Source organism: Cellulomonas cellasea (genome assembly GCF_006538745.1).
In the GTDB taxonomy this organism is placed as follows: Bacteria; Actinomycetota; Actinomycetes; order Actinomycetales; family Cellulomonadaceae; genus Cellulomonas_A; species Cellulomonas_A cellasea.
The window spans coordinates 45,851-71,128 of record NZ_BJLR01000033.1 but is presented as its reverse complement, the minus strand read 5'-3'; the positions used below and the strand labels follow the sequence as shown (position 1 = coordinate 71,128).

The window sequence follows — 25,278 nt, the reverse complement described above, 5'->3', positions numbered from 1 at the left end:
CCGTGCTGCTGCACGACGTCATCGCGGACATCGGCTCGAAGCCGCGCACGAGCGTCATCTACGTCCGAGAAGGGAGCGTGCCGGTGACCGGGGCGACGGAGGTGATCCTCGTGCACGACGGCGAGGCGCCGCCCGACGGGTGGACGTACCTGCTGGAGCTGTGGATCGCGCAGGAGGTGCTCGAGGTGTGGTCTGCATGGCGCGACGAGCGCACACCGAGCCTGGCAGAGGCGTGCGAGGCGGTGGTGTTCTACGCGGAGAACGACGCCTACCTGTCCGACGAGGACGAGGACCCGTCGTGAGCGGCGCGGTGTCCTGGTCGGGTCGGGCTGGAGGCTGCACGACGCCGACGACCTCCTCGACGGGCTCGGCATCTCGACCACGCCGACGTGCCGTGGGTCCGAACGGGCCCCGTCGGCGCTGCCGAGCGTGGACGGCGCTGCTCAGCCGCGCTCCGACCCCCACCACGTGCCCCGGCGCCAGAGCCACTCGAGCGGGCCCTGGCGGTGGTGCCGCAGCCAGAGCGTGGAGAACGCCCACTGCGCGACGAGGATCCCGAGCGCCGCCAGCAGCAGGCCCGTGTACGTGTCGGCGTGCGGCAGGTCGAGCAGGTGACCCGCGCCGATCATGAGGAACGTGGCGGTGACGTAGTTCGTGAGCGCCATGCGCCCGAGCGGGGCGAGCGCCGCGGTCAGCACCGACCGGGCGGGTGTCGAGAGCAGCACGAGCGTCCCGGTGACGTAGGCACCGGCCAGGAGCACGCCCGTGACGCCCGACGAGTGGCTCGACCACGTCTCGGTGATCTCGCCGACGTGCCACGGGACCGCGACGCCGGCGAGGACGGCGAACACCAGGAACACCGGGCCGGTGCCGCGCAGCGTCGGCCGGCCCATGCGGTCGACGACGCCGTAGCGCACGAGCGCGGACCCGACGAGGAACAGCCCCGGGATCAGCGGCAGCCCGCCCTCGAAGAGCCACAGCGCCAGCACGACGCCGACGGCGCCGCCGGCGGCGACGAGCCACCGCGGGAGCCACGACGACGGCAGCAGCACGAGCAGCCCGAAGACCGCGTACTGGCTGAGCGCCTCGCCGGGGTGCACGAACGCGTGCCCGATGCCGAGCGGGAGCAGGAGCAGCAGCCGGCGGAGCAGCAGGACCCGGGGGTGGGGCGCGCCGCGTCGCGTCGCGGACTCGAGGAACAGCGTGAAGCCGATGCCGAACAGCAGGGAGAAGATCGGGAAGAAGCGCTGGTGGGCGAGCAGCTCGATCCAGCCGCTCGCGTCGGCGAGCGTCGCGGGCGGCCGGTCCCCGGACTCGTAGCCGAACCGGGCGACGGTGAGGAAGTTCGGCACGAGGATCCCGCACAGCCCGAGGCCGCGGAGCACGTCGAGCGCAGCGATGCGGGGGCGCCCCGGGGCCGGGGCGCGGGTGGTCACGGACGGAACGGTGTCGGACGGTGCGGTGCCAGGGGTCACGTGACCAGCCTCAGGCCGCGACGACCGGGGACGCGCCCGTCCGTGGGCCCCCGCCCGGCGTGCCCGGTCCGCCCGGGGACGGACCGGGCGTCCACCCGCGGGACTCCCCGCGGGTGGACGCCCGGTCGTCGCGCGGCTCAGACCAGCGCGGTCCGGAGCACGTCGAGCGGCAGCCCGCCGAGCGCGAGCGCACGCTTGTGGAACTCGCGCAGGTCGAACTGCTCGCCGCGCGCCCGGGCGGCCGCGGCGGCGTCGTCCCGCGCCTGCTCCCAGAGCCGCTGGCCGACCTTGTACGACGGCGCCTGCCCGGGCCAGCCGAGGTAGCGGTTGAGCTCGAAGCGGATGAACGCCTCGGGCATGTTCACGTTCGCGAGCAGGAAGTGCCACGCCTTGTCGGCGTCCCACGTGCCGCCGCCCCACCGCTCGGGCGCCGGCAGGCCGAGGTGCACCCCGATGTCGAGCACGACGCGCGCGGCGCGCATGCGCTGGCCGTCGAGCATGCCGAGGCGGTCGCCCGGGTCGTCCATGAAGCCGAGGTCGGCCATGAGCCGCTCGGCGTACAGCGCCCAGCCCTCGCCGTGGCCGGAGACCCAGCACGCGAGCCGGCGCCACGAGTTGAGCGTCGCGCGCTCGTAGACGGCCTGGCCGACCTGGAGGTGGTGGCCGGGGATGCCCTCGTGGAAAACCGTGGTCTTCTCGCGCCACGTGTTGAACGTCGTGACCGACGGCGGGACGGACCACCACATGCGCCCGGGGCGCGTGAAGTCGTCGCTCGGGCCGGTGTAGTAGATGCCGCCGTTCTGCGTCGGGGCGATGCGGCACTCGAGCGTGAGCAGCGGCTCGGGGATGTCGAAGTGCGCCCCGTCGAGGGCGGCGATCGCGGTGTCGGACGTCTCCTGCATCCACGCCCGCAGCGCGTCGGTGCCGTGCAGGGTGCGGGACGGGTCGGCGTCGAGCGCGGCGACGGCCTGCTCGACGGTCGCGCCCGGGCCGGCGATCTGCGCGGCGACGGCCTCCTGCTCCGCGACGACGCGCGCGAGCTCCTCGAGTCCCCACGCGTAGGTCTCCTCGAGGTCGACCGTCGCGCCGAGGAAGTAGCGCGACCAGAGCCCGTAGCGCTCGCGGCCCGCGGCGTCGGCCTCGGGCGCCTGCGGCGCGAGCTCCTCGCGCAGGAACGTCGTGAGCCGGCCGTACGCCTCGCGCGCGGCGGCGGCACCGCGCTCGAGCTCGGCACGGACCAGCGAGCACGACGCGGACTCGTCGAGCGCCGCGGCGACGTCGGGTCCCTGGACGTAGGTCGTGAAGAACGACGTCGACGGGTCGGCGAGCTCGGTCGCCTGCTCGATGGCCTCGCGCACCTGGCGGACGGCGGCGACGTGGCCCTGCGACGCCGCGAGGCGCAGGGACTCGATGTAGCCGGCCATCGAGTCCGGGACCTTGTTGAGGCGTGCCGCGACGTTCTCCCACGCCTCGACCGTGCCCGTCGGCATGCTGTCGAAGACGTCGCGCAGGCCCTGGACCGGCGAGGCGATGTTGTTGAGGCTCGCGAGGTTCTCCCCCGCCGCGTCGAGCTCGAGCTCGAGGCCCAGGCGCTCGCGCATCGCGGAGAGCGTGACCTCGTCGACGGCGTCGGCGGGCGCGTGCGCGTCGAGGGCGACGAGCGTGCTCCGCGTCGCGTCGGCGCGTGCCGCGTGGCCCGCGGGGGACAGGTCGGTCATCTCGTGGTCGAACCCGGCGACGCCCATCTCGGTCGCGAGGACGGGGTCGAGGCGCGCGACCGTCATGACGTGCGCGTCGGCGATCGCGTCGATCGGGGTGGGTTCGCGGCGGGCGCTGAGGTGCTGGTTCGTGCTCACGGAGCGACCCTACCCGGCGGCCCGGCGCGCCTCGATGAGAGCGGCCACGCCGTCGAGCAGGCGTGCGAGCCCGAAGTGGAACGCGTGGTCCGGGTCGTACGCGGCCTGCAGCGCCTCTCCCGCGACGGGCCCGACGCGCGCGACGGTCGGGTAGCGCTCGGCGTCGAAGACGCGGTCGACGTAGGGAGCGGTCGCGTCCCACCACTGCTGCTCGGTGATCCCGGTCGTCCGCTCGGCCTCGCCCTTCTCGAGCAGGCCCCCGACGGTCCCGTTGACGAACCCGTTGAGCAGCGTCACGACGGAGTCCATCTCGAGCTCGTCGAGCCCGGTCCCGTCGACGGCCCGGAGCTCGACCTCGTACTTGGCCATGATGTGGGGGCCGAGCGGCGGGCGACCGGTCGCGACGTGCAGCGCCCAGGGGTGGCGCACGTAGAAGTCCCAGTTGGCGCGCGCCACGTGCTCGAGCCGCTCGCGCCAGGGCGTCTGCGGCGAGGGCGGGCCGTCGGGGTACATCTCGGCGAGGGCCCGGTCGAGCATGAGGTCGATGAGCTCGCCCTTGCCGGGGACGTACGTGTAGAGCGACATCGCGCCGACGCCGAGCTGCTCGGCGACCCGGCGCATCGACAGCACGGCGAGGCCCTCGGCGTCCGCGAGCGCGACCGCGGCGTCGACGATCGCGTCGACCGTGAGGCGGGCCCGCGGCCCGCGCGCCGGCCGCGGCTCGTGGCCGTCGCGCCAGAGCAGCTCCATGCTGCGGGCCGGGTCGCCGGTGCCCGTGAACTCGGTCGCCATGCCGCCATCCTCCCGCACGCCGGGCGCCGGAGGGGGTCGTGACCGGCGAGGCTCGACAACTCCGTACAGCGTACGCTACCGTCGTCCTGTTATCTCCGTACGCCATACGGGAAAGGCGCGCCATGACCCCGTCCGCCATCCGCCTGCACCACCTGACCAAGAGCTACGGCACCAGGACCGTGCTCGACCACGTCGACCTCGACGTCCCCGCCGGGACCGTGCTCGGGCTGCTCGGGCCCAACGGCGCGGGCAAGACCACCGCCGTCCGCATCCTCACGACGCTGCTGCGCCCCGACTCCGGGACCGCCGAGGTCGCCGGCCACGACGTGCTGCGCTCCCCGCACGAGGTGCGCCGGAACATCGGCCTCGTCGGCCAGAGCGCCGCGCTGGACGAGGTGCTGGGAGCCCGGCAGAACCTCGTCATGTTCGGCCGCCTGCACCACCTCGGCGTGCGGGCCGCACGCGTGCGCGCGGACGAGCTGCTCGACGCGTTCCGGCTCGCCGACACCGGCGACAAGGCCGTGCGCCACTTCTCGGGCGGCATGCGCCGGCGCCTCGACCTGGCCGCGAGCCTGCTGCTCGCGCCGCCCGTGCTGTTCCTCGACGAGCCGACCACCGGGCTCGACCCGCAGGGCCGCCTCGACGTCTGGGCCGCCGTCCGCACGCTCGTCGGCGACGGCACGACCGTGCTGCTCACCACGCAGCACCTCGACGAGGCCGACCGCCTCGCCGACCGGGTGTGCGTGCTCGACGCCGGCCGGGTCGTCGCGCTCGGGACGTCCGCCGAGCTCAAGTCCGCCACCGGCGGCGACCGGATCGACGTCGTGCTCGCGGACGCCGCCGACCTGCCGCACGCCGCCGCGCTCGTCGCCCGCGCGCTCGGCGCACCCCCGGGCGACGTGGACACGGACGTCGCGGCGCGCCGCGTGACCGCGCCCGTGGCCGACCGGATGGGCGCGCTCGCCGCGGTCGTGGCGGCGCTCACGCCCGCGGGCCTCGCGGTCGACGACCTCGGGCTGCGCCGCCCGACGCTCGACGAGGCCTACCTGCGCCTCACCGGCCACGCCGCGCAGCCGGAGCCTGCCGCGCAGCCGGACCGCGCCGCGCCGGACGCCGCCGCCCCGGCCGGCACCGCCCGCACCACCGAGGAGGCCGCATGAGCGCGACCCTGACCGCCCCCGCGGTCCGCACCCCCGTCCCCACGGGCTCCGCGCTGCGCTGGGCGCTCGCGGACGGCTGGACGATCGCGCTGCGCGACCTGCAGCACTGGCGCCGCCAGCCCGGTCAGCTCGCCGTCGGGCTGCTGTTCCCCGTGCTCATGGTCGTCATGTTCGGGTACCTGCTCGGGGGCGGCATGGCCGTCGAGGGCGGCGGCAGCTACCTCGAGTTCCTCATGCCCGGGATGTTCGCGCTGACGATGGTCTTCGGGCTCGAGTCGACGATGACGGCCGTGGCGACCGACGCCGAGAAGGGGGTGACCGACCGGTTCCGGTCGATGCCGATGTCGTCCGCCGGCGTCGTCCTCGGGCGCTGCATCGCCGACATGCTCAACTCCGTGGTCGGCCTCGCGGTCATGGTCGGCGTCGGCCTGCTCGTGGGCTGGCGCTGGCACGACGGTCCGGCGCGCGCGGCGCTCGCGATCGCGCTGCTGCTCCTGCTGCGGTTCGCGTTCCTGTGGGTCGGGATCTACCTCGGCCTCGTCGCGCGCGGACCCGGCTCGGTCATGGCCGTGCAGATCGTCGTGTGGCCGTTCGCGTTCCTGTCCAACGCGTTCGTGCCGACGAGCACGATGCCGGCGTGGCTCGGCGCGCTCGCGCAGGTCAACCCCATGGCGGCGACCGTCGCGGCCGCGCGCGAGCTGTTCGGCAACCCCGGGGTCGCGGGCGACGGGTGGCTCGCGGAGCACAGCGTGCTCGCGGCGGTCGTGTGGCCGACGGCGCTGGCCGTGGTGTTCTTCGCGCTCGCGGTCCGGCGGTGGGTCACGCTGGGGCGCTGACCCGGGTGGTGTCGGTCAGCCGCGCAGGCTCCAGCGCCACGCGTCCGGCCCGGCGGCGGGGGCGACGGTGCCGCGCAGCACCCGCGCCCGGTCGCTCCAGGCGGACCGGGGAGCAGGGCCCTCGGTGCCGCCCGCGTCGGACGCCGCGGCGACCAGCCCGGCGACGAGGGCCGCGAGCTCGACGTCGTCGGGCGCCCCGCGGACCACGCGCACGTGCGGGCGTGACGCGGGCGGCGCGTCGTCGGGCGACGGCGCGCCGTCCGGCGACGGCGACGCGGCGCTCACTCGTCGTCCTCGTGGTCGTCGAACAGCACCGGCGCACCGCGCGAGGCGCCCCACTCCGAGACCTCGAAGCCGGAGTCCATCAGCCGGCGGGCGATCTGCTCGCCCGCGTCGTCGACCAGGCCGAGCACCGAGTCCATCGACAGGTCGGACGTGCCGGCCTGGGGCCCGACGACGAACCCGAGGTGAAAGGTCTCGACCTCCTCGGGGCCCGGCAGCACGTCGGCGCCGGACTCGTCCTCGTCGGCGTCGTCCCACGTCATGCCCGTGAGGTCCGAGTGCAGCCCGAGACGCTCGTGCACGAGGTCGTACAGGGCGGCGTTGAGGCCCGAGACGCGCGCCTCGATGGCGAGGATCCGCGGGTCCTCGTCGGCCTCGTGCGCGCCGAACTCCGCGCGCACGCCCACGGCCGTCTCGATGTACTCGTGCAGCACCGCGGTGAGCTCGTCGACCGTCACGTGCAGCTCGGCCGCGTCGACGCCGCTCAGCGGGTCGGGGCCGTGCGCGGGATGGTCGTGGCCCTCGTGCCCGTGGCCGTCGTGCTCGTCACCGTGGCCGCCGCCGTGCTCGTGCCCCGACGCGGCGCCGTGCTGGTCGGGCCCCGACGCGCTGTCGTCCGCCCCGCCGCCCGTGCCCGTGGGGTCCTCGACGCCGCTCACAGCGGGATGTTCCCGTGCTTCTTGGGCGGCAGGCTCGCGCGCTTGGTCCGCAGCAGGCGCAGCGCCTTCACGATCTCGGTGCGCGTGTGCGACGGCGGGATGACCGCGTCGACGTAGCCGCGGTCCGCGGCGTCCCAGGGGTTCACGATGGCCTCCTCGTACTCCCGCGTGAGCCGGGCCCGCTCGGCCTCGACGTCGCCGCCCGCGTCGGCGACGGCCTTGAGCGCGCCGCGCTGCAGGATGTTCACCGCACCTCCGGCGCCCATGACCGCGATCTGCGCCGTCGGCCAGGCGAGGTTGACGTCCGCGCCCAGCTGCTTGGAGCCCATGACGATGTACGCGCCACCGTACGCCTTGCGGGTGATGACCGTGACGAGCGGGACGGTCGCCTCCGCGTAGGCGTAGATGAGCTTGGCGCCGCGCCGGATGATGCCGTTCCACTCCTGGTCGGTGCCGGGCAGGAAGCCGGGGACGTCGACGAACGTCAGGACCGGGATGTTGAACGCGTCGCACGTGCGCACGAACCGCGCGGCCTTCTCGGCGGCGTTGATGTCGAGCGTCCCGGCCATCGCGAGCGGCTGGTTCGCGACGATCCCGACGGGGTGGCCCTCGACGTGCCCGAAGGCGATGAGCACGTTCTGCGCGTAGAGCGGCTGGACCTCGAGCAGCACGCCGTCGTCGACGACGTGCTCCACGACGGTGCGCATGTCGTAGGGCTGGGAGTCGGAGTCGGGCACGAGCGTGTCGAGCTCGGCGTCCGCCTCGCTGACCGTGAGCTCGGCCTCGTGGGAGAACGTCGGCGGGTCCGTGAGGTTGTTCTGCGGCAGGTAGGACAGCAGCGAGCGCACGTAGTCGATCGCGTCGTCCTCGTCCGAGGCGAGGTAGTGCGCGACGCCCGACTTCGTGTTGTGCGTCGTCGCGCCCCCGAGCTCCTCGAAGCCGACGTCCTCGCCCGTCACGGCGCGGATCACGTCGGGTCCGGTGATGAACATGTTCGAGGTGCCGTCGGCCATGACGATGAAGTCGGTCAGCGCGGGGGAGTACACCGCGCCGCCCGCGCTCGGGCCGAGGATGAGGCTGATCTGCGGGATCACGCCCGACGCGGCGACGTTCCGGCGGAAGATCTCCGCGAACTGCGTGAGCCCCGCGACGCCCTCCTGGATGCGCGCGCCGCCGCCGTCGCTGATCCCGATGAGCGGGACGCCCGTGCGCAGCGCGAGGTCCATGACCTTGGTGATCTTCTGGCCGTGCACCTCCCCGAGGCTCCCGCCGAAGACGGTGAAGTCCTGGGAGTAGATCGCGACGGGCCGCCCGTCGACCGTCCCGTGCCCGACGACGACGCCGTCCCCGGCGATGCGCTTCTTCTCGAGCCCGAAGTTCGTGGACCGGTGCCGCACGAACGCGTCGAGCTCGGTGAACGAGCCCTGGTCGAGCAGCGCGTCGATGCGCTCGCGGGCGGTCTTCTTGCCGCGCGCGTGCTGCTTCGCGGCGGCGTTCTCCTCGGGCGTCACGACGGCGGCCTCGTGCCGGGCCGCGAGGTCCTCGATCTTGGCGGCCGTGCTGCTCGTCGTGGGTGTCGGCAGGGCTGCGGGCCCGTCGGGTGCGTCGGTCACCCGACAGAGGCTAGTTGCCCCGCGCCCAGGACCGGCGCTCGTCGGCGGCACGCGTCTGGGCGTGCGGGTTGTGCGAACCCGACAAGCAGGCGGCCGGCTCGCGCGCGAGGCGGCCGGTGGATGATGTCCCCATGGACACCGCCCCCGACCGTCCGGCGCTGCGCGAGCACGTGCTCCGCGAGCTCCTGCTGGCCCCCGCCGGGCCCCTCGCGCGGCTCGACGTCGTCGAGCGGACGGGCTCGACCAACGTCGACCTCGCCGCCGCGCTGCGCGCCGACCCCGACGCGTGGCCGCACCCGAGCCTGCTCGCCGCCGAGGCGCAGGACTCCGGGCGGGGCCGGGCCGGGCGCACGTGGGTGACGCCCGCGCGCTCGGCGCTCATGCTCTCCTTCGCGCTCCGCCCCGCGGCGCCGATCACGACCTACGGGTGGCTCCCGCTGCTCGCGGGCCTGGGCGCGGTCAACGCCCTGCGCGCCACGGTCGGCGTGCCCGCGGTGCTCAAGTGGCCCAACGACGTCATGGTGCCCGCGCCCGACGGCACCGACCTCGCGGGCTGGGGTCCGCTGCGCAAGGTCGGCGGCATCCTCACCGAGCTCGTCACGACGCCCGCCGGACCGGCGGTCGTGGTCGGCATCGGGATCAACGTCTCGCAGACCGCCGGGGAGCTCCCGGTACCGAGCGCGACGTCGCTCGCGCTCGCGGGCGGCCGGGACGTCGACCGCGAGATGCTCCTCGTCGCGCTCGTCAGCGCCCTCGCGGAGGTCACGGCGCGCTGGTCGGAGCACGGCGGGGACGTGCACGCCGCGGGCCTCGTCGAGGACGTCTCCGCGGTGTGCGCGACGCTCGGCACGCAGGTGCGCGTCGAGCTCCCGGGCGGGCGCGAGGTCACCGGAACCGCGCAGCGCCTCGACCGCGAGGGTGCGCTCGTGCTGGTCGACGGCGGCGGCACCGAGCACCAGGTGCTCGCGGGTGACGTGCATCACGTCCGTGCTGCCCGGTGAACTACGCTCGACCGCGTGGATGACGGTGCTGACCTGACCGACCAGACGCAGCCCGCGGGTCGCGCCGGCCTCGACCTCCCCTCGACGCTCGGCGCTCTCGACTCGGCCCTGCTGGGGGGTCCGCGCACCCTCACGCTCCGCGACCTCGCGACGCGGACCGACTCGGACCTCGACCGGATCCGGCTGTTCTGGCAGACCCTCGGCCTCCCGCACACCGCGCCCGACGACGCCGTGTTCACCGAGCAGGACGCCGAGGCGCTCGACCGGATGAGCCGGCTCATGCGCGAGCACGGGGTCAGCCTGCGCACCGCGGTCTCGCTCACGCGCGCGCTCGGGCACACCGCCGACCGGCTCGCGCTGTGGCAGGTCGAGGCGCTCGTCGAGGACCTCGCGACGCGGTACGCGCTCGACGACACGTCCTCGCGGCTGCTGGTGCTCGACCGGCTCACCGAGCTCGGTCCGCTGCTCGAGGCCCAGCTCGTGCACGCGTGGCGCCGTCAGCTCGCGGCCGTCGCGGGCCGGCTCGCGGCCGAGTTCGGCGAGCAGCGCACCGCGCCGCCGGACGTCGACGGGCTGCCGCTCGCCCGGGCCGTCGGCTTCGCGGACATGGTCTCGTTCACGCGCCGGACCGCCGGGCTCGGCTCGACCGACCTGTCGGACTTCGTGCAGCGCTTCGAGACCGCCGCGCGCGACGTCGTGACCTCGGCCGGCGGGCGCGTGGTCAAGACCATCGGGGACGCGGTGCTGTTCGTGGCCGACGACGTCGCGACGGGGGCGGAGGTCGCGCTCGGGCTCGCGCGCGTGCTGGGCGGCGAGCTCGACATCGAGCGCGAGCGCGGCGCGGGCGGCCTCGCCGAGGGTGCGCGCGGGGTGACTCCGGTGCGCGTCGGCTTCGTGTGGGGGCGGCTGCTGTCGCGGTTCGGGGACGTGTTCGGTGAGCCCGTGAACCTCGCGGCCCGGCTGACCGACATCGCGGACCCGTCGAGCGTGCTGACGGACCCCGCGACGGCCGCGCTGCTCGAGGGCGACGACCGGTTCGTCGCGGAGCCGCAGCCCGAGCGCGAGCTCGAGGGGCTCGGGGTCGTGCGCCCCGTCCTGCTGCGCGCGGGCGAGGGTGCGCCGCCGTCGCCGCGCGACCTGCCGCACGGCCTGAGCTGAGCCGCACCCCGGCCGCTGTCCCGCCGCCGGGGCGCGGGAGATCCGGCGCGGACCGGGCAGGATCTCGCCTGACCGGGTGGTCGGCTTCCGCGCCACGACGCGCATCGAATCGATTCGCCCCCGCGCGCGCGGGATGGGACGATCGAGGGGATGAGTGCCGGCGGCCCGCAACCCACGTCCCCGTACCGCCCCAACGCGAAGTACGTCCTGCTCCTCGGCTCGATGACCGCCCTCCCGGCGATCTCGACCGACATCTACCTGCCGTCCCTGCCCGACGTCGCCCGCGACCTCGGGACGTCGGCGACCGCGGCGCAGCTCACGATGACCGGGATGCTCATCGGCGGCGCCGTCGGGCAGCTCGTCATCGGCCCCACGTCCGACCGGTTCGGCCGCCGCGCCCCCGTGCTCGTCGGCATCGTGCTGCACGTCATCACGTCGCTGCTGTGCGCGGTCGCGCCCGGGATCATCCCGCTCATCGCGCTGCGCGTGCTCCAGGGCTTCTTCAACGCGTCGGCGTCGGTCGTCGCGATGGCGGTGATCCGCGACCGCTTCGTCGGCTCGGACGCCTCGCGGCTGCTCTCGCGGCTCATGCTCGTGATCGGCGTCGCGCCGCTGTTCGCCCCGAGCGTCGGCGGGGTCATCGCGGGGGAGTGGGGCTGGCGTGCGGTCTTCGTCGCGCTCGCGGTCTACGGCACGCTGCTCTGGTTCGTCGTCTGGCGCCGCCTGCCCGAGACCCTCCCCGCCGAGCGCCGCCGCGGACCCGGGCTGCGCGCGGCGCTCTCGGGCTACCGCTCGCTGCTGCGCGACCGGCACTTCCTCGCGCTCGCGGTGCTGCCGGGCCTGTCCGTCGCGGGGCTCATGAGCTATGTCGTCGGGTCGCCGTTCGTGCTCCAGGAGGGCTACGGGCTCTCCTCGCACCAGTTCGCGCTGCTCTTCGCGGTCAACGGGGTCGGGCTCGTCGCGGGTGCGCAGGTCAACGCGGCGCTCGTCCGCCGGTACGCGCCCGTGCGGATCCTGCGCGTCGTGCTGCCCGTCTCGGTGGTGTTCTCGCTCGGGCTGTTCGCCGTGGGGGCGACCGGCGCCGGCGGGCTGCCGGTGCTGCTCGTGATGCTGTGGATCCAGCTCGCGCTCGTGAACTTCACGCCGCCCAACGCCTCGGCGCTCGCGCTCGGGCGGCACGGCGCGATCGCCGGCACTGCCGCGGCGTTCATCGGCTCGTCGCAGGCCGGGATCTCGGGGACGATCAGCCCGCTCGTCGGCGTGCTCGGCGGGGACGCGTTCGCGATGACCGCCGTGATGGCCGGCTCCGCCCTGCTCGCGCTCGTCGTGCTCGCGTTCGGCACGCCCGCCTACCGCGCGGGCGGCTGGGGCACCTGACGCCGCCCGGCGTCAGCCGCGCGCCGACCCCCACGCCGTAAGCCGCTCGACCGCCTCGCGCAGCACCGGCTCGCGCTTGACGAACGTGAACCGCACCGACGTCCGCAGCGCCGCGTCGGCCGCCGAGCCCGCGTGCACGAACGCGCTCACGGGCACCGCGACGACCCCCGCGAGCCCGGGCAGCCGTCGGCACAGGGTCGCGCCGTCGGGCACGTCGGCGCCCGCGCGCCCCGAGTCGAGCAGCGCCGCCGCGTCCGCGACCACGAAGTAGGTGCCCTGCGGGCGCGCGACCTCGAACCCCGCGGCCTCGAGCCCCGTGCACAGCAGGTCGCGCCGCGCCGCGAGCGACGCCGCGAGGTCGCGCACCCAGGTGGCGTCCGGCCCGTCGCCCGTCTCGAGCCCGAGCGCGAGGGCGACCGCCGGCTGGAACGGCGCGCCCGAGACGTACGTGAGGAACTGCTTGACCGTCCGGACCGCCTCGACGAGGTGCGCGGGTCCGCTGACCCAGCCGATCTTCCAGCCGGTGAAGGAGAACGTCTTGCCCGCCGAGGAGATCGTCAGCGTGCGCTCCGCCATGCCGGGCAGCGTCGCGACGGGCACGTGCACGGCGTCGTCGAACACGAGGTGCTCGTACACCTCGTCGGTCACGACGAGCGCGTCGTGCTCGGTCGCGAGGCGCGCGACGACCTCGAGCTCGGCGCGCGTGAGCACCGCGCCCGTCGGGTTGTGCGGGGTGTTGACGAGCACGAGCCGCGTCCGGTCGCTGAACGCGCCCCGCAGCGCGTCCTCGTCGAGCCGGAACCCGCCGGGCGTCGCCCGCAGCGCCGCGGTCGTGTGCGTCGCGCCCGCGAGCGCGATCACCGCGGCGTAGGAGTCGTAGAACGGCTCGAGCGTGAGCACCTCGTCGCCCGGGCCGGCCAGGGCGAGCACCGCGGCGGCGAGCGCCTCGGTCGCGCCCGTTGTCACGAGGACCTCGCGGTCCGGGTCCAGCACAAGGCCGTAGCGGCGCTCCTGGTGCGCGGCGACCGCCTGGCGCAGCTCGGGGATCCCGGGACCGGGCGGGTACTGGTTGACGCCCGCCGCGATCGCGTCCTGCGCGGCGCGGGCCACCGACGGCGGCCCGTCGACGTCGGGGAAGCCCTGGCCGAGGTTGAGCGCGCCGGTGCGGGCGGCGAGCGCCGACATCTCGGCGAACACGGTCGCGCGCGTGGTTCCGTCCGCGTCGAGCAGCCCGGTCGCGCGGGCGACGGCGCGCCAGCGTCCCTCGTCGGTCGGCATCGGTGCTCCTGTCCTCGTCGGGGCGACCCGACGAGGATAGGGCGGCGCGCCCGCGTCGGTCGGGGTCAGCCGATCCCGGCCGCGCCGGTGACCCCGGCGGCGACGACGAGCACGAGCGAGCCCCACGCCGACAGGACCCACCACTCGACGTGGCGTCGCCGCGTGCTGCGCGGCATCTCCTGTGTCTCCATGCCCTGAAGATCGGCAGCGGTGCCGCGTGAGACAACAACCGGGCCGCGGGTTCAGCCGCTGCGCGAGCTTTTCACCCGTCGGTCGCGACGGCCCCCGCGATCTGGTTGCGCAGCTTCTCGACCTCGGCGGAGAGCGTCTCGAGCGAGACCTCGGCCTTGGTGTCGGTCGTGTCGATCGCCGACTGGACCTGCGTGCGGGCGTCCGCGAGCGCCGCCTCGGCCGCGGCGAGCTCCTCCTGGGTCGCCTGCGACGCCTCGGCGCCCTCGGCGGACGCCGCGTCGAGCGCGGCCTGTGCCTGGTCGACCGCCGAGTTCGCGCTGGTCACTGCGCCGCCGACCACGGCGCCCGCCTGCTCGTCGAGCTTGCCGACCTCGGCCTGCGCGTCGGTGATCGCGTTGCGGACCTCCTGCGCCTCCGCGTGCGCCGCGTCGATCTGGCCCTGGAACGAGTCGATCGCCGCCTTCGCGTCGTCCACGGCCGTCTCGGCCTGGTTCGTCAGCTCCTGCGCCTCGGCGCAGCCGGTCAGCGCGAGGGCTCCGGCGAGGGTCAGGACGGGCAGGGCACGGGCGGCGCGGCCGAGGCGGGGGGATGACGTGCGCACGGGTGGCTCCTCACAGGTCGGGGGCCCCCAGTGTGCCCGGAATGTCCCCTCCCCGCCGCCGGTGCGCCGCGCCGCGGACAGCACGACGCCCCGTCCCGACCGGCCGGTGGGCCGAGGGGGCGGGGCGCCGGGCATGGCGGCGCCCCGCCCGCGGATCGCGGACGGGGCGCTGCGGCGAGCAGCCGGACCCAGCGGGGTCAGGCGGGGACGGACGTGTCCGTCCCGGCCGAGGTCACGGCCTCCTGGGGTGCGTCACCACACGCACCCTGCTGCTCGCGGCGGCCCCGGACGTCGGCGAGCGACGTGCCGTAGTAGGCCGCAGTCATCAGGTCCTTCATGTCGGCCAGCATCGGCATCCGCGGGTTCGCGGGTGCGCACTGGTCCTCGTAGGCCCCCATGGCCACCTCGTCGAGGCGACCGAGGAAGTCCTGCTCGTCGACGCCCTGCGCCTGGAAGGACGACGGGATGCCGACCTTCGACCGCAGCGCCTCGACCGCCAGGGCGTAGGACTCGACGCCCTGCTCCGGGGTCTCGGCCGGGAGCCCGAGCATCGCCGCGATCTGCTGGAAGCGCTCCGGGGCGACGTAGTGCTCGTACTTCGGCCAGCTCGTGAGCTTGGTCGGGACCGTGCCGTTGTAGCGGATCACGTGCGGCAGGAGCGTCGCGTTCGTGCGGCCGTGCACCAGGTGGAACGTCGAGCCGACGACGTGGGCCATCGCGTGCACGATCCCCAGGAACGCGTTCCCGAAGCTCATGCCGGCGATCGTCCCGGCGTTGTGCATCTTCTCCCGCGCGTCGGACGTCTCGGGCGCACCCGGCGTGCCGTTCACGCTCTGCGCGAGGTTGTCGAAGATGAGGCGGATCGCCTGGAGCGCCATGCCGTCGGTGAAGTCGTTCGCGTAGACCGACACGTACGCCTCGGTGGCGTGCGTCAGGGCGTCGAAGCCCGAGTCGGCGGCGAGCGAGCGCGGCATCTTCGCGGTCAGGACCGGGTCGATGATCGCGACCGACGGGGTCAGCGCGTAGTCGGCCAGCGGGTACTTCTTGCCGGCGTCGGGGTCGGAGATGACCGCGAACGGCGTGACCTCGGCGCCCGTGCCCGACGTGGTCGGGATGCAGACGAGCTGCGCGAGCTCGCCGAGCACCGGGAACTTGAAGGCGCGCTTGCGGACGTCGAAGAACTTCTGCTTGAGGTCCGAGAAGTTGATCTCGGGGTGCTCGTACAGGAGCCACATGACCTTCGCGGCGTCCATCGGCGAGCCGCCGCCGAGGGCGATGATCGTGTCGGGGCGGAAGTGGCGCATCTGCGCGGCACCGGCCTGGACGGTGCGGACGCTGGGCTCGGGCTCGACCTGGTCGATGATCTGCAGCGCGACCTTGTTCGACCGGCGGTTCAGGACGTCGATGATCTTGTCGACGAAGCCGAGAGTCGTCATGGTCGCGTCCGTGACGATGGTGACGCGCTCGACGTCGGGCATGTCGGCCAGGTAGCGGATCGCGTTCGGCTCGAAGTACGTCTTCGCGGGGACCTTGAACCACTGCAGGTTGTTGTTGCGCCGGCCGATCCGCTTGATGTTCACGAGGTTGACCGCCGAGACGTTGTTCGAGACCGAGTTGCGCCCGTAGGAGCCGCAGCCGAGGGTCAGCGAGGGGATGAAGGCGTTGTAGATGTCACCGATGCCGCCGAGCGAGGACGGCGCGTTGGTGATGATCCGGACCGCCTTGCAGCGCGTGCCGAACTCCTCCATGAGGGCCTCGTCGCGCGTGTGGATCGCGGCGGAGTGGCCGAGACCGTCGAACTCGACCATCTGCTCGGCGTAGGTGATGCCCTGCTCGGTCGTCGTGGCCTTGAGGACCGCGAGGACGGGGCACAGCTTCTCGCGCGTCAGCGGCTCGTCGGGGCCGACGCCGCTGACCTCGGCGAGGATGATCGAGGTGTCGGCCGGCACGGAGAACCCGGCCTGCTCGGCGATCCACTGGGGCGACTGGCCGACGACGGGCGCGTTGAGCTTGGCCTCGGCGCAGTTCTTGCCCTTGGCCTCGACGCCGAAGATGAACTTCTCGAGGAGGGCCTTCTCCTTCTTGTTCGCGCGGTACGCGTGCAGGACCTTGAACTCGGCCATGGCCTCGTCGTAGATCTCGGCGTCGATGATGACGGCCTGCTCCGAGGCGCAGATCATGCCGTTGTCGAACGCCTTGCTCAGCACGACGTCGTTGACCGCCCGCTTGAGCTTCGCGGTCTTCTCGATGTACGCGGGGACGTTGCCCGCGCCGACGCCGAGGGCCGGCTTGCCGCACGAGTACGCGGCGCGGACCATCGCGTTGCCGCCGGTCGCGAGGATCAGCGCGACACCGGGGTGGTTCATGAGCGTGTTCGTCGCGGTGAGCGACGGCGTCTCGACCCACTGGATGCAGTTCTCGGGGGCGCCGGCGGCGACCGCGGCGTCCCGCACCACGCGGGCGGCGGCGACCGAGGAGGCCTGCGCGGCGGGGTGGAACGCGAAGATGATCGGGTTGCGCGTCTTGAGCGCGATGAGCGACTTGAAGATCGCGGTCGACGTCGGGTTGGTCACGGGGACGACGCCGCAGATGACGCCGACGGGCTCCGCGATCTCGGTGATGCCGGTGATCTCGTCCCGGCTGATCACGCCGACCGTCTTGAGCGACGACATCGAGTTCGTGACGTGCTCGCACGCGAAGATGTTCTTGACGGCCTTGTCCTCGAAGACGCCGCGACCGGTCTCCTTGACCGCGAGGACCGCGAGCTCGCCGTGCTGGTCGAGAGCGGCGACGGACGCCTTCTTGACCAGGTGGTCGACGTCCTCCTGCGTGAACCGGGCGTACTCGGCGAGCGCCTTGGTGGCGCCGGCCACGAGCCCGTCGATCGCGGTCACGATGGCGGTGTCGGTGCTGGTCTCGGTGGTGCTGCTCACGGGGTGCTCCCCACGTCTCGTCGGTGTGGTGTGAGGGCTTCCTCGACCTCGTGACTCCCACGCTAGGAGCGGCTCGGGCGCCGTCCCTGCGCCGAAGGTCCCGATCGTCCGGGGGCCCGCGGGCGGGTGCGGGGGACCTGCAGACGCGGGCGCCCGCCGCCTGGGACCGGGGTCCTACGGCGGCCGACGGCGGCCGCCGACGACCGCGCCGACGACCGCGCCGACGACCGCGCCGACGACCGCGCCGACGACCGCGCCGACGACCGGCGGCGGCCGACGACCGCCCGCGGGGGATCAGACCCGGTTGACCCAGGACGCCGCGAGCGCCTCGTCCTCGAGGTCGAGCTCGCGCAGCACGCGGCGCATCACGGCCTCGTCGAGCTCGCCCGCGTCGCGCCGCTCGACGAGCACCTGCCGCTGCGCCCGCACGAGGTCCCGGCGCAGCTCCTGCCCGCGCCGGCCCGCGAGCGGTGCGGGCACGAGCCGCCCGGGCGCCGCGTCGCCGTCGTCCCCGCGCTGGGTCCCGCCCTCGGGGTCGAGCATCGCGGCGGCGGCCCGGGCGCGCGCGGTCGTGGCGCCGACGAGCCGCTCGACGAGCCGGGCGGCCTGCTCGCCGCCGAGCTCACGCGCCCACTCGGGGGTCCGGCGCTCGAGCACCCCCCGGACCGCCGCCGCGGTCTCGACGCGCACCTGCGCCTCCTGCGCGGCCTCGTGGGCGGCGTCCTCGTGCGCGCCGACGCCGAGGCGCCGGATGACCCACGGCAGCGTGAGGCCCTGCAGCAGCAGCGTCCCGATCGCGACGGCGTACGCGACGAGCTGCAGCGACGCGCGGTACGGGAACTCCTCGCCGTCGACCTCGGCCGGCACCGCGGCCGCGGCGGCGAGCGTCACGACGCCCCGCATGCCGGCCCACGAGACCACGGCCGACTCGCGTGCGGTGAGCAGGTCGGCGGGCCGCTCGCCCGTCGTGCCGGCGTGGCGGCGGCGGCGCACGTGCCCGGTCGCGAGCACGTAGAGCGGGCGCACGAGCAGCGCCGTCCCGAGGACCGCGAGCGCGACGAGCGCGGCGCCGGCGAGGCCCTCGTGCGAGCGGCGGACGTCGTCGATCAGCCAGGGCAGCTGCAGGCCGATGAGCGCGAACGTGAACGCCTCGAGCGGGAGCACGAGCGTCGACCACAGCGGCGTCTGGAACAGCCGCGTCGCGAACCCGGCCCGCGGGGCGGTGTGCCCGAGGTACAGGCCCGCGGCGACGACCGCGAGCACGCCCGAGCCGCCCAGCGCCTCGGCGGACCAGTACGCGGCGAACGGGGTCAGCAGCCCGACGGCCGACGCCACGACGGGGTCGTCGAGCCGCATCCGGACCTGGTGGACGACGACGCCGAGCGCGAGCCCGAGCGCGACCCCGACGACGACCGCGAGCGCGAAGACCCCGGCGCCGCCCGAGAGCGCCGCCGTGCCGGTCGCGACGGCGGCGAGCGCGACCTTGTACAGCGTGAGCGACGTCGCGTCGTTGATCAGGCTCTCGCCCGAGAGCATCGACATCACGCGCCGCGGCAGCCCGAGCCGGCGCCCGACGGCGGCGGCGGCCACGGCGTCCGGCGGCGCGACGACGGCGCCGAGCACGAGCGCGACGGCGAACGGCAGGTCGTCGACCAGCAGCCACACGACGAGCGCGACGGCGAACGCGCTCACGAGCACGAGCCCGACGCCGAGCCGCAGGATCGGCCCGACGTACCTGCGCACGTCCTGGTAGGAGCTCTCGGTGGCCGCCGAGTACAGCAGCGGCGGCAGCACGAGCTCGAGGATGAGGTCGGGGTCGACCTCGAAGCGCGGCACCCCGGGCACGAACGACACGGCCAGGCCGACCGCGACGAGCACGAGCGGCGACGGCCACCCCCAGCGCCGGCAGGCCGCCGTCACGGCGACGGCCCCGACGACGAGGACGAAGATCTCGACGTGGTGCATGCGGCTCCCCGACCGGTCGGCGTGCGATCGAGCCTAGGTCGGGGCCGCGGCCCGCGCGCGGTCGCCTTGCGACCGCGCGCGCGTGATGCGCTACTGGACGTCGCGGCCCGTCAGGGGTCGTCGACCCGCGGACAGGAGACCCATGGCTGAGCAGGACCACGTCGAGCTCGTCGACCCTGACGGGACGGCGTCCGGCGTCGCGCTGGTCTCCCAGGCGCACGCCGCCCCGGGGCTCCTGCACCGCGCGTACTCGGTGCAGCTCGTGGACGGCGAGGGCCGGCTCCTGCTGCAGCAGCGTGCCGCCGTGAAGCGCCGCTTCGCCGGCCTGTGGTCCAACTCGACGTGCGGGCACCCCGCACCGGGCACGACGCTCGCCGACGCGGCCCGGGTGCGCGTGCGCGAGGAGCTCGGCGTCGACGTCGAGGGGCTCGTCGAGGTCGGGGCCTTCCAGTACAGCGCGCCCGACGCCGTCTCCGGCCACGTCGAGCGTGAGCACGACCACGTGCTCGTGGCCCGCTTCGACGGCAGCTTCGCCCCCGACCCGGACGAGGTGCAGGACCTGCGCTGGGTCACGCGCGAGGAGGCCGCGGACCTCGTCGCGGCGGGGGAGACGACGCCGTGGTTCGCCCAGGTGCTCGAGCTCGCGTCGCCCGAGGTGCCCGCGCGCGGCTGACCGGCGCTCGCGGACCGCGCACTGCCGGCTCCGCCGCGGCGCGCTCCGCCGGGGGCGGGGGCTACGGCTCGACCGTCGCCCGGTCGAGCGGCCGGCCGAGGATCGCCGCGAGCCGCGCGACCTCCTCGTCGAGCCCACGGGGCGCGGGCGCGTCGGCGTCGCACGACGTCGTGACCGTCCCGCCCGCGACGGTCCAGGTGCGCGCGACGACCCCGCCCACCAGCACGAGGTCGGCGCCGCGGCTGACCCGCGCGCGCACGGCCGGCGGCACGACCCGCTCGTCCGCGGTGCCCGGGCCCAGCACCCACTGGTCGTACCGCGGCAGGAGGCGCACCGCGTCCGACGGGCGCGCGGCGGCGAGCCCGTCGAGGTCGTCGCGGTGCACCCAGCGCTCCTCGCCGTCGACCGAGACCGTCGTGAGGCGCTCGCCGCAGACCCCGACCCACGCGCGCAGCTGCGTCTGCCGCACGCCCAGCCCCTGGCTCAGCCAGTGCGCGAGGTTCGCGGCCGACGCGGGGCCGTACGCGCGCACGTACGCCTCGACGGCGCGCGGCCCGGCGTCCTCGAGCGCTGGCAGGCCCGGCCAGCCCGGGTGGGTCGCGAGGCCCTGCAGCGTCATGCGGCCGTCGCGCGACGGCCCGAGGCTCAGGTCGCCCTGCCAGGCGAACGGCTTGAGGAAGGTCGCGGACGGGTCGGTGAACGCGGTGCCGAGGTGCGCGTACCGGCCCTCGGCGGTGACGGCCGCCGCGAGCTCGGCGCGGGTCAACGGCCCGTCGGCGAGTGCCTCGCGCACGGCCGCCCGCAGCGCCGGCCAGTCGTCGGGCGCGAGCGCGTAGTGGCTCTGCCAGCCCGGGCGCTCCCACATGCGGCTCGCGGCGCGCAGCGCGAGGTGCACCGCGGCCGTGTCGGGCGTCATCAGGTGCACGGCGCCCCGGAACGCGAACGTGGAGACGAGCGTCCCGTCGGCCAGCGCGCGCGCCACGTCGCCCGGGGCGGAGCCGCGGCACCGCGTGCGCACGCCGAGCTCGGCGGAGGCGGGGTCGAGCTGGGCGGCGACGGCCACGAGCGTCGCGACGACCTCCGCGGCCGACGACGAGCCGACGGGGTCCAGCCCGTGACGTCCCAGGCGCCACGCGAGCGCGGCCGGCCACGTGAGCGAGAGCACCGCCCAACGGTACTGCGGCGCCGTGCGGCGGGAGAGGGGCGACGTGCGCCGGCGCACGGGCCGGTCACCGAGGAGGGGTGCCCGCGAAAGGACTCGAACCTTCGACCTTCTGCTCCGGAGGCAGACGCTCTATCCACTGAGCTACGCGGGCCTGCGCCGGTCGTGCTGGCGCGGTGCACGACACTACCAGCCCCGGCGGGCCGGCGGTCCGGTCGATCGCGGTCAGCCGCGTCCGACCAGCGCCGACAGGTACGTCTCGACCTCGGTCATCGCCGTCTCCTCGTCGCCCGCGACGATCGCCGCGACGAGGTCGTCGTGCCCCGCGTCGCCGAGCGCCGGGCGCTCGAAGTTGAACCGGATGTTCTCGCTGATCGCGTCGATCAGGCTCTCGTACAGCGAGAGCAGCACCGGGTTGCGGGCGGCGCGGGCGATCGCGAGGTGCAGCGCGAGGTCGGTGCTGACCATCTCGTCGAGGTCGCCGCCCGCGTAGGCGACGGCGCGCTGCTCCCGGAGCCGCTCGAGCGTCGTGACGTCGGTCCCGGTGCGCCGCCGGGCCGCGAGCCGCGCCGCCTCGACCTCGAGGCTGCGCCGGACCTCGACGACGTCGCGCTGACGGGCGTCCGCGATCTGGCGGCCCATCGTCACGGCGAGCTCGGAGGTCGAGAGCACGTAGGTGCCCGAGCCCTGCCGGCGCGCGAGCAGCCCGGCGTGCACGAGCGACTGCACGGCCTCGCGCACGGTGTTGCGCCCGACGCCCAGGAGCTCGGCGAGCGCGGGCTCGGGCGGGATGCGGGTCCCGACGGCCCACTGGCCCGACGTGATGCGCTGGCGCAGCGTGTCGACGGCGTTGTCGATCAGCCCGGTGCGGCGTGTCATCCCGTCCCTCTTCGCGTCCGTGACGACCTGCCGCGGCGCGGCGCCGCAGGTCGAGTGCCGGTGCAGTCAACACCGTGCACGGCGGTGACCGCCAGGGACCTGGGACCTCCGTACCCGGACGCGCGTCCGGTACGCCGTGCCGCGCCGTGCGCGAGGAGCAGCGCGACCACCGCGGGCCGGGCGGTCGCACCGGGAGCGTGCGCCGGGCCGGGCGACGGCCGCGCCCGACCGGCGGAATCCTGTCGGGGTGCCCGGGCAGCGCTCGGTACCCTGGAGCGGTGACCCCCGCTGAGCTCTCCCAGGCCCTCCGTGCTGCCCTCGTGGCCGCGGTCGACGACGGCACGTTCGCCCTCGACGCCGCGCTCGTCCCCGCCGAGGTCCACGTCGAGCGACCGCGCCAGCGCGAGCACGGCGACTGGGCGACGAACGTCGCGATGCAGCTCGCGAAGCGGGCCGGCACGAACCCGCGCGCGTTCGCCGAGGAGCTCGCGCGCCGCCTCGCGGAGCACCCGGGCGTCGCGAAGGTGGACGTCGCCGGCCCCGGGTTCCTCAACATCACGCTCGACGCCGCGGCCGCGGGCGAGCTCGCGCGGGCGATCGTCGAGCAGGGCCACGCCTACGGGCGCACGGAGGCGCTCGCGGGCCAGCGGATCAACCTCGAGTTCGTCTCGGCCAACCCGACCGGGCCGCTGCACATCGGCGGCGTGCGGTGGGCGGCCGTCGGCGACTCGCTCGCGCGCGTGCTGCAGGCGTCCGGCGCGGACGTGACCCGCGAGTACTACTTCAACGACCACGGCGCCCAGATCGACCGGTTCGCGCGCTCGCTCGTCGCCCGTGCGCGCGGCGAGGAGGCCCCCGAGGACGGCTACGGCGGGCAGTACATCACCGAGATCGCCGAGGCGGTCGTCGCCGAGGCGCTCGCGGCGGGGGAGCCCGACCCGCGCACGCTGCCCGACGCCGAGGCGGTCGAGGCGTTCCGGGCGCGCGGCGTCGAGCGCATGTTCGGCGAGATCAAGGCCAAGCTGCACGACTTCCGGGTCGACTTCGACGTGTACTTCCACGAGGACTCCCTGCACGAGTCGCGCGCGGTCGAGCGGGCCATCGAGCGCCTGCGCGAGCTCGGGCACATCTTCGAGACCGACGGCGCGACGTGGCTGCGGACCACCGAGTTCGGTGACGACAAGGACCGCGTCATCGTCAAGTCCGACGGCGAGGCCGCGTACATCGCGGGCGACCTGGCGTACTACCTCGACAAGCGGGAGCGGGGCTTCGACCGCGCGATCATCATGCTCGGCGCCGACCACCACGGGTACATCGGCCGCATGATGGCGATGTGCGCGGCGTTCGGGGACACCCCGGGCGTGAACCTCGAGATCCTCATCGGGCAGATGGTCAACCTGCTCAAGGACGGCGAGCCGGTCCGGATGTCGAAGCGCGCGGGCACGATCATCTCGCTCGACGACCTCGTCGACGCCGTCGGCATCGACGCCGCCCGGTACGCGCTCGCGCGCTCCGCGGCGAACTCCCAGCTCGACATCGACCTGGACCTGCTTGCGAGCGCGACCAACGAGAACCCCGTGCACTACGTGCAGTACGCGCACGCCCGCACGGTGGGCGTCGGGCGCAACGCCGCGGACTCGGGCGTCGACCGGACCGCGGGCTTCGACCCGTCGCTGCTCGACCACGAGGCCGACGCGGTCCTGCTCGGGCTGCTCGCGCAGCTGCCGCGCGTCGTGACCCAGGCCGCGGAGCTCCGCGAGCCGCACCGCGTCGCCCGGTACCTCGAGGAGGTCGCCGGCGCCTACCAGAAGTGGTACGAGCTGCGCCGCGTCACGCCGATGGGCGACGAGGAGGTCACGGACGTGCACCGCACGCGCCTGTGGCTCAACGACGCGACCCGTCAGGTCCTCGCGAACGGCCTCGAGCTCCTGGGCGTGAGCGCGCCCGAGCGCAAGTGACCGGCTCGCCCTGGTCGAGCGGCGTCACGCGCGCGGCCGACGGCGCGGTCGAGGTCGCGGGGGTCGACGTGCGCGCGCTCGCGGCGGAGCACGGGACCCCCGCGTACGTGCTCGACGAGGCCGACTTCCGCGCCCGGGCCCGGGCGTACCGGGACGCGTTCGCCGCGGCGTTCGAGCCGCTCGGCACGGGCGTCGACGTGTACTACGCGGGCAAGGCGTTCCTCTCGGTCGCGGTCGCCCGGTGGGCGCACGAGGAGGGGCTGCGCGTCGACACCGCGACGGGCGGCGAGCTCGCGGTCGCCCTGCGCGCGGGGCTGCCCGGCTCGGAGATCGGGCTGCACGGCAACAACAAGTCGGACTCCGAGCTCGCGCGCGCGCTCGACGCGGGCGTCGGCCGGATCATCGTCGACTCGATCGGCGAGGTCGAGCGCGTGGCCGAGGCCGCGCGTGCGCACGGCGGCGGCCCGGCCCCGGTCATGGTGCGCGTCACGACGGGCGTGCACGCCGGCGGCCACGAGTACATCTCGACCGCGCACGAGGACCAGAAGTTCGGCCTCTCGCTCGTCGCCGGCCCGGACGGCGGCACGAGCCCCGCGATGACCGCGCTGCGCGCCGTGCTCGACCGCCCCGAGCTCCACCTGCTCGGCATCCACTCGCACATCGGCTCGCAGATCCTCGACCCGTCGGGCTTCGAGGTCGCCGCCCGCAAGGTGCTCGCACTGCGTGCCGAGCTCGCGCGCGACACCGGCTACCTCGTCCCCGAGGTCGACCTCGGAGGCGGCTACGGCATCGCGTACGTGCCCGGCGAGGTCCCGCTCGACCCGGCCCGCGTCGCGAAGGACCTCGCGTCCACGGTCGACGCGGTGTGCGCCGAGCTGTCGACGCCGCTGCCGCGCCTGTCCATCGAGCCGGGCCGGGCGATCGTCGGACCCACGACGTGCACGCTCTACACGGTCGGCACCGTCAAGCCCGTCGTGCTCGACGACGGCCGCACCCGCCTGTACGTGGCGGTCGACGGCGGCATGAGCGACAACATCCGCCCGGCGCTGTACGGCGCGGCGTACCACGCGGAGGTCGTCTCCCGGACGAGCGGCGAGACCGGCGTGCTCGCCCGGGTCGTCGGCAAGCACTGCGAGAGCGGCGACATCGTGGTCCACGAGGTGCAGCTGCCCGCCGACGTGCGGACCGGCGACCTGCTCGCCGTCGCGGCGACGGGTGCGTACGGGCGCTCGATGGCCTCGAACTACAACCACGTGCCGCGCCCCCCGGTCGTCGCCGTGACGGACGGGGCCACCCGTGTGCTCGTGCGCCGCGAGACCGAGGACGACCTGCTGGCCCTCGACCAGGGCTGAGCACCGCCGCCGCACCCACGGGCCGGGCCCCTATCCTGTGACCCGGCCGGCCGGACGCCGTGGTCCACGCGCCCCG

The 25,278-nt window shown here is 74.8% G+C and carries 22 protein-coding genes and 1 tRNA gene; 9 read left to right on the top strand and 14 right to left on the bottom strand.

The features are described from left to right. Positions 1 to 2: 2 nt before the first annotated feature. Positions 3 to 302 (top strand): hypothetical protein, encoded by a 300-nt coding sequence (locus CCE01nite_RS17415; RefSeq protein ID WP_034632625.1) that lies wholly within the window; start codon positions 3 to 5, stop codon positions 300 to 302. Between the two features lie 141 nt (positions 303 to 443). Here the strand turns inward: CCE01nite_RS17415 and CCE01nite_RS17410 are convergent, their stop codons facing one another. The 3 genes from CCE01nite_RS17410 to CCE01nite_RS17400 all read right to left on the bottom strand — a co-directional run bounded on the left by CCE01nite_RS17410 (position 444) and on the right by CCE01nite_RS17400 (position 4,123). Further along, positions 444 to 1,436, bottom strand: a complete 993-nt coding sequence (locus CCE01nite_RS17410; RefSeq protein ID WP_034632622.1) for a DUF418 domain-containing protein — start codon at positions 1,434 to 1,436, stop codon at positions 444 to 446. Positions 1,437 to 1,612: 176 nt separating this feature from the next. Beyond that, positions 1,613 to 3,259 carry a DUF885 domain-containing protein gene (locus tag CCE01nite_RS17405; protein ID WP_084142833.1) on the bottom strand — a complete coding sequence of 549 codons (1,647 nt, stop codon included), beginning with the start codon at positions 3,257 to 3,259 and terminating at the stop codon, positions 1,613 to 1,615. An 81-nt stretch (positions 3,260 to 3,340) separates the two neighbouring features. Next, a complete protein-coding gene (locus CCE01nite_RS17400; protein ID WP_034632613.1) occupies positions 3,341 to 4,123 on the bottom strand; it encodes a TetR/AcrR family transcriptional regulator in 783 nt (260 codons plus the stop codon). Between the two features lie 122 nt (positions 4,124 to 4,245). On the opposite strand from CCE01nite_RS17400, the gene CCE01nite_RS17395 reads away from it, so the two are divergent. Both CCE01nite_RS17395 and CCE01nite_RS17390 read left to right on the top strand, forming a co-directional pair. Further along, positions 4,246 to 5,283, top strand: a complete 1,038-nt coding sequence (locus tag CCE01nite_RS17395; RefSeq protein WP_141372752.1) for an ATP-binding cassette domain-containing protein — start codon at positions 4,246 to 4,248, stop codon at positions 5,281 to 5,283. Beyond that, positions 5,280 to 6,119: an ABC transporter permease gene (locus CCE01nite_RS17390; protein WP_141372751.1), complete on the top strand. Its 840-nt coding sequence runs from the start codon at positions 5,280 to 5,282 to the stop codon at positions 6,117 to 6,119. Before CCE01nite_RS17395 ends, CCE01nite_RS17390 begins: the two co-directional genes overlap by 4 nt. A 15-nt stretch (positions 6,120 to 6,134) precedes the next feature. Here CCE01nite_RS17390 and CCE01nite_RS17385 read toward each other — a convergent pair whose 3' ends face one another. Genes CCE01nite_RS17385 through CCE01nite_RS17375 form a run of 3 tightly spaced genes read right to left on the bottom strand, consistent with a single transcriptional unit; the run spans position 6,135 to position 8,673 of the window. Then, on the bottom strand, positions 6,135 to 6,404 hold the full coding sequence (locus tag CCE01nite_RS17385; RefSeq protein ID WP_141372750.1) for an acyl-CoA carboxylase epsilon subunit: 270 nt from the start codon (positions 6,402 to 6,404) through the stop codon (positions 6,135 to 6,137). Further along, a complete protein-coding gene (locus CCE01nite_RS17380) occupies positions 6,401 to 7,060 on the bottom strand; it encodes a hypothetical protein (protein WP_248784358.1) in 660 nt (219 codons plus the stop codon). Before CCE01nite_RS17380 ends, CCE01nite_RS17385 begins: the two co-directional genes overlap by 4 nt. Beyond that, positions 7,057 to 8,673, bottom strand: a complete 1,617-nt coding sequence (locus CCE01nite_RS17375) for an acyl-CoA carboxylase subunit beta (protein ID WP_052104451.1) — start codon at positions 8,671 to 8,673, stop codon at positions 7,057 to 7,059. The genes CCE01nite_RS17380 and CCE01nite_RS17375 overlap by 4 nt, the downstream gene beginning before the upstream one ends. 131 nt (positions 8,674 to 8,804) lie before the next feature. Here CCE01nite_RS17375 and CCE01nite_RS17370 point away from each other — a divergent pair, with 131 nt between their 5' ends. The 3 genes from CCE01nite_RS17370 (at position 8,805) to CCE01nite_RS17360 (ending at position 12,209) form a co-directional block, all read left to right on the top strand. Continuing rightward, positions 8,805 to 9,674 carry a biotin--[acetyl-CoA-carboxylase] ligase gene (locus CCE01nite_RS17370; RefSeq protein ID WP_034634588.1) on the top strand — a complete coding sequence of 290 codons (870 nt, stop codon included), beginning with the start codon at positions 8,805 to 8,807 and terminating at the stop codon, positions 9,672 to 9,674. A 15-nt stretch (positions 9,675 to 9,689) separates the two neighbouring features. Next, positions 9,690 to 10,832, top strand: a complete 1,143-nt coding sequence (locus CCE01nite_RS17365; RefSeq protein ID WP_084142949.1) for an adenylate/guanylate cyclase domain-containing protein — start codon at positions 9,690 to 9,692, stop codon at positions 10,830 to 10,832. Between the two features lie 150 nt (positions 10,833 to 10,982). Further along, entirely contained in the window at positions 10,983 to 12,209 is a 1,227-nt protein-coding gene (locus CCE01nite_RS17360; RefSeq protein ID WP_034634591.1) for a multidrug effflux MFS transporter, read from the top strand. A 12-nt stretch (positions 12,210 to 12,221) separates the two neighbouring features. Here the strand turns inward: CCE01nite_RS17360 and CCE01nite_RS17355 are convergent, their stop codons facing one another. The 5 genes from CCE01nite_RS17355 to CCE01nite_RS17335 form a co-directional block, all read right to left on the bottom strand. Further along, positions 12,222 to 13,487, bottom strand: a complete 1,266-nt coding sequence (locus CCE01nite_RS17355; protein WP_034634594.1) for a pyridoxal phosphate-dependent aminotransferase — start codon at positions 13,485 to 13,487, stop codon at positions 12,222 to 12,224. A gap of 65 nt (positions 13,488 to 13,552) precedes the next feature. Continuing rightward, positions 13,553 to 13,678 carry a molybdopterin oxidoreductase gene (locus CCE01nite_RS17350; RefSeq protein ID WP_141372749.1) on the bottom strand — a complete coding sequence of 42 codons (126 nt, stop codon included), beginning with the start codon at positions 13,676 to 13,678 and terminating at the stop codon, positions 13,553 to 13,555. A 71-nt stretch (positions 13,679 to 13,749) separates the two neighbouring features. After that, positions 13,750 to 14,280 (bottom strand): hypothetical protein, encoded by a 531-nt coding sequence (locus CCE01nite_RS17345; RefSeq protein ID WP_034634596.1) that lies wholly within the window; start codon positions 14,278 to 14,280, stop codon positions 13,750 to 13,752. Between the two features lie 197 nt (positions 14,281 to 14,477). Further along, a complete protein-coding gene (gene adhE / locus CCE01nite_RS17340) occupies positions 14,478 to 17,213 on the bottom strand; it encodes a bifunctional acetaldehyde-CoA/alcohol dehydrogenase (RefSeq protein WP_084142950.1) in 2,736 nt (911 codons plus the stop codon). A gap of 294 nt (positions 17,214 to 17,507) precedes the next feature. After that, positions 17,508 to 19,178 carry a cation:proton antiporter gene (locus tag CCE01nite_RS17335; protein ID WP_141372748.1) on the bottom strand — a complete coding sequence of 557 codons (1,671 nt, stop codon included), beginning with the start codon at positions 19,176 to 19,178 and terminating at the stop codon, positions 17,508 to 17,510. 142 nt (positions 19,179 to 19,320) lie between these two features. On the opposite strand from CCE01nite_RS17335, the gene idi reads away from it, so the two are divergent. Continuing rightward, positions 19,321 to 19,851 carry an isopentenyl-diphosphate Delta-isomerase gene (gene idi, locus CCE01nite_RS17330; RefSeq protein ID WP_141372747.1) on the top strand — a complete coding sequence of 177 codons (531 nt, stop codon included), beginning with the start codon at positions 19,321 to 19,323 and terminating at the stop codon, positions 19,849 to 19,851. 61 nt (positions 19,852 to 19,912) lie between these two features. On the opposite strand, the gene CCE01nite_RS17325 is transcribed toward idi, so the two are convergent. The 3 genes from CCE01nite_RS17325 to CCE01nite_RS17315 all read right to left on the bottom strand — a co-directional run bounded on the left by CCE01nite_RS17325 (position 19,913) and on the right by CCE01nite_RS17315 (position 21,892). Further along, the gene (locus CCE01nite_RS17325; protein ID WP_141372746.1) at positions 19,913 to 21,016 is read right to left on the bottom strand and encodes a DNA glycosylase AlkZ-like family protein; all 1,104 of its coding nucleotides are present in this window, start codon (positions 21,014 to 21,016) and stop codon (positions 19,913 to 19,915) included. Positions 21,017 to 21,094: 78 nt separating this feature from the next. Next, positions 21,095 to 21,167: transfer RNA gene (locus CCE01nite_RS17320), tRNA-Arg, on the bottom strand. Between the two features lie 71 nt (positions 21,168 to 21,238). Continuing rightward, positions 21,239 to 21,892, bottom strand: a complete 654-nt coding sequence (locus CCE01nite_RS17315; protein ID WP_034635050.1) for a FadR/GntR family transcriptional regulator — start codon at positions 21,890 to 21,892, stop codon at positions 21,239 to 21,241. Positions 21,893 to 22,170: 278 nt separating this feature from the next. Here CCE01nite_RS17315 and argS point away from each other — a divergent pair, with 278 nt between their 5' ends. After that, complete coding sequence (gene argS / locus CCE01nite_RS17310) at positions 22,171 to 23,850, top strand: arginine--tRNA ligase (protein ID WP_034635047.1); 1,680 nt, start codon at positions 22,171 to 22,173, stop codon at positions 23,848 to 23,850. Further along, positions 23,847 to 25,202 carry a diaminopimelate decarboxylase gene (gene lysA, locus CCE01nite_RS17305; RefSeq protein WP_034635045.1) on the top strand — a complete coding sequence of 452 codons (1,356 nt, stop codon included), beginning with the start codon at positions 23,847 to 23,849 and terminating at the stop codon, positions 25,200 to 25,202. The genes argS and lysA overlap by 4 nt, the downstream gene beginning before the upstream one ends. The last annotated feature ends 76 nt before the right edge of the window (positions 25,203 to 25,278 follow it).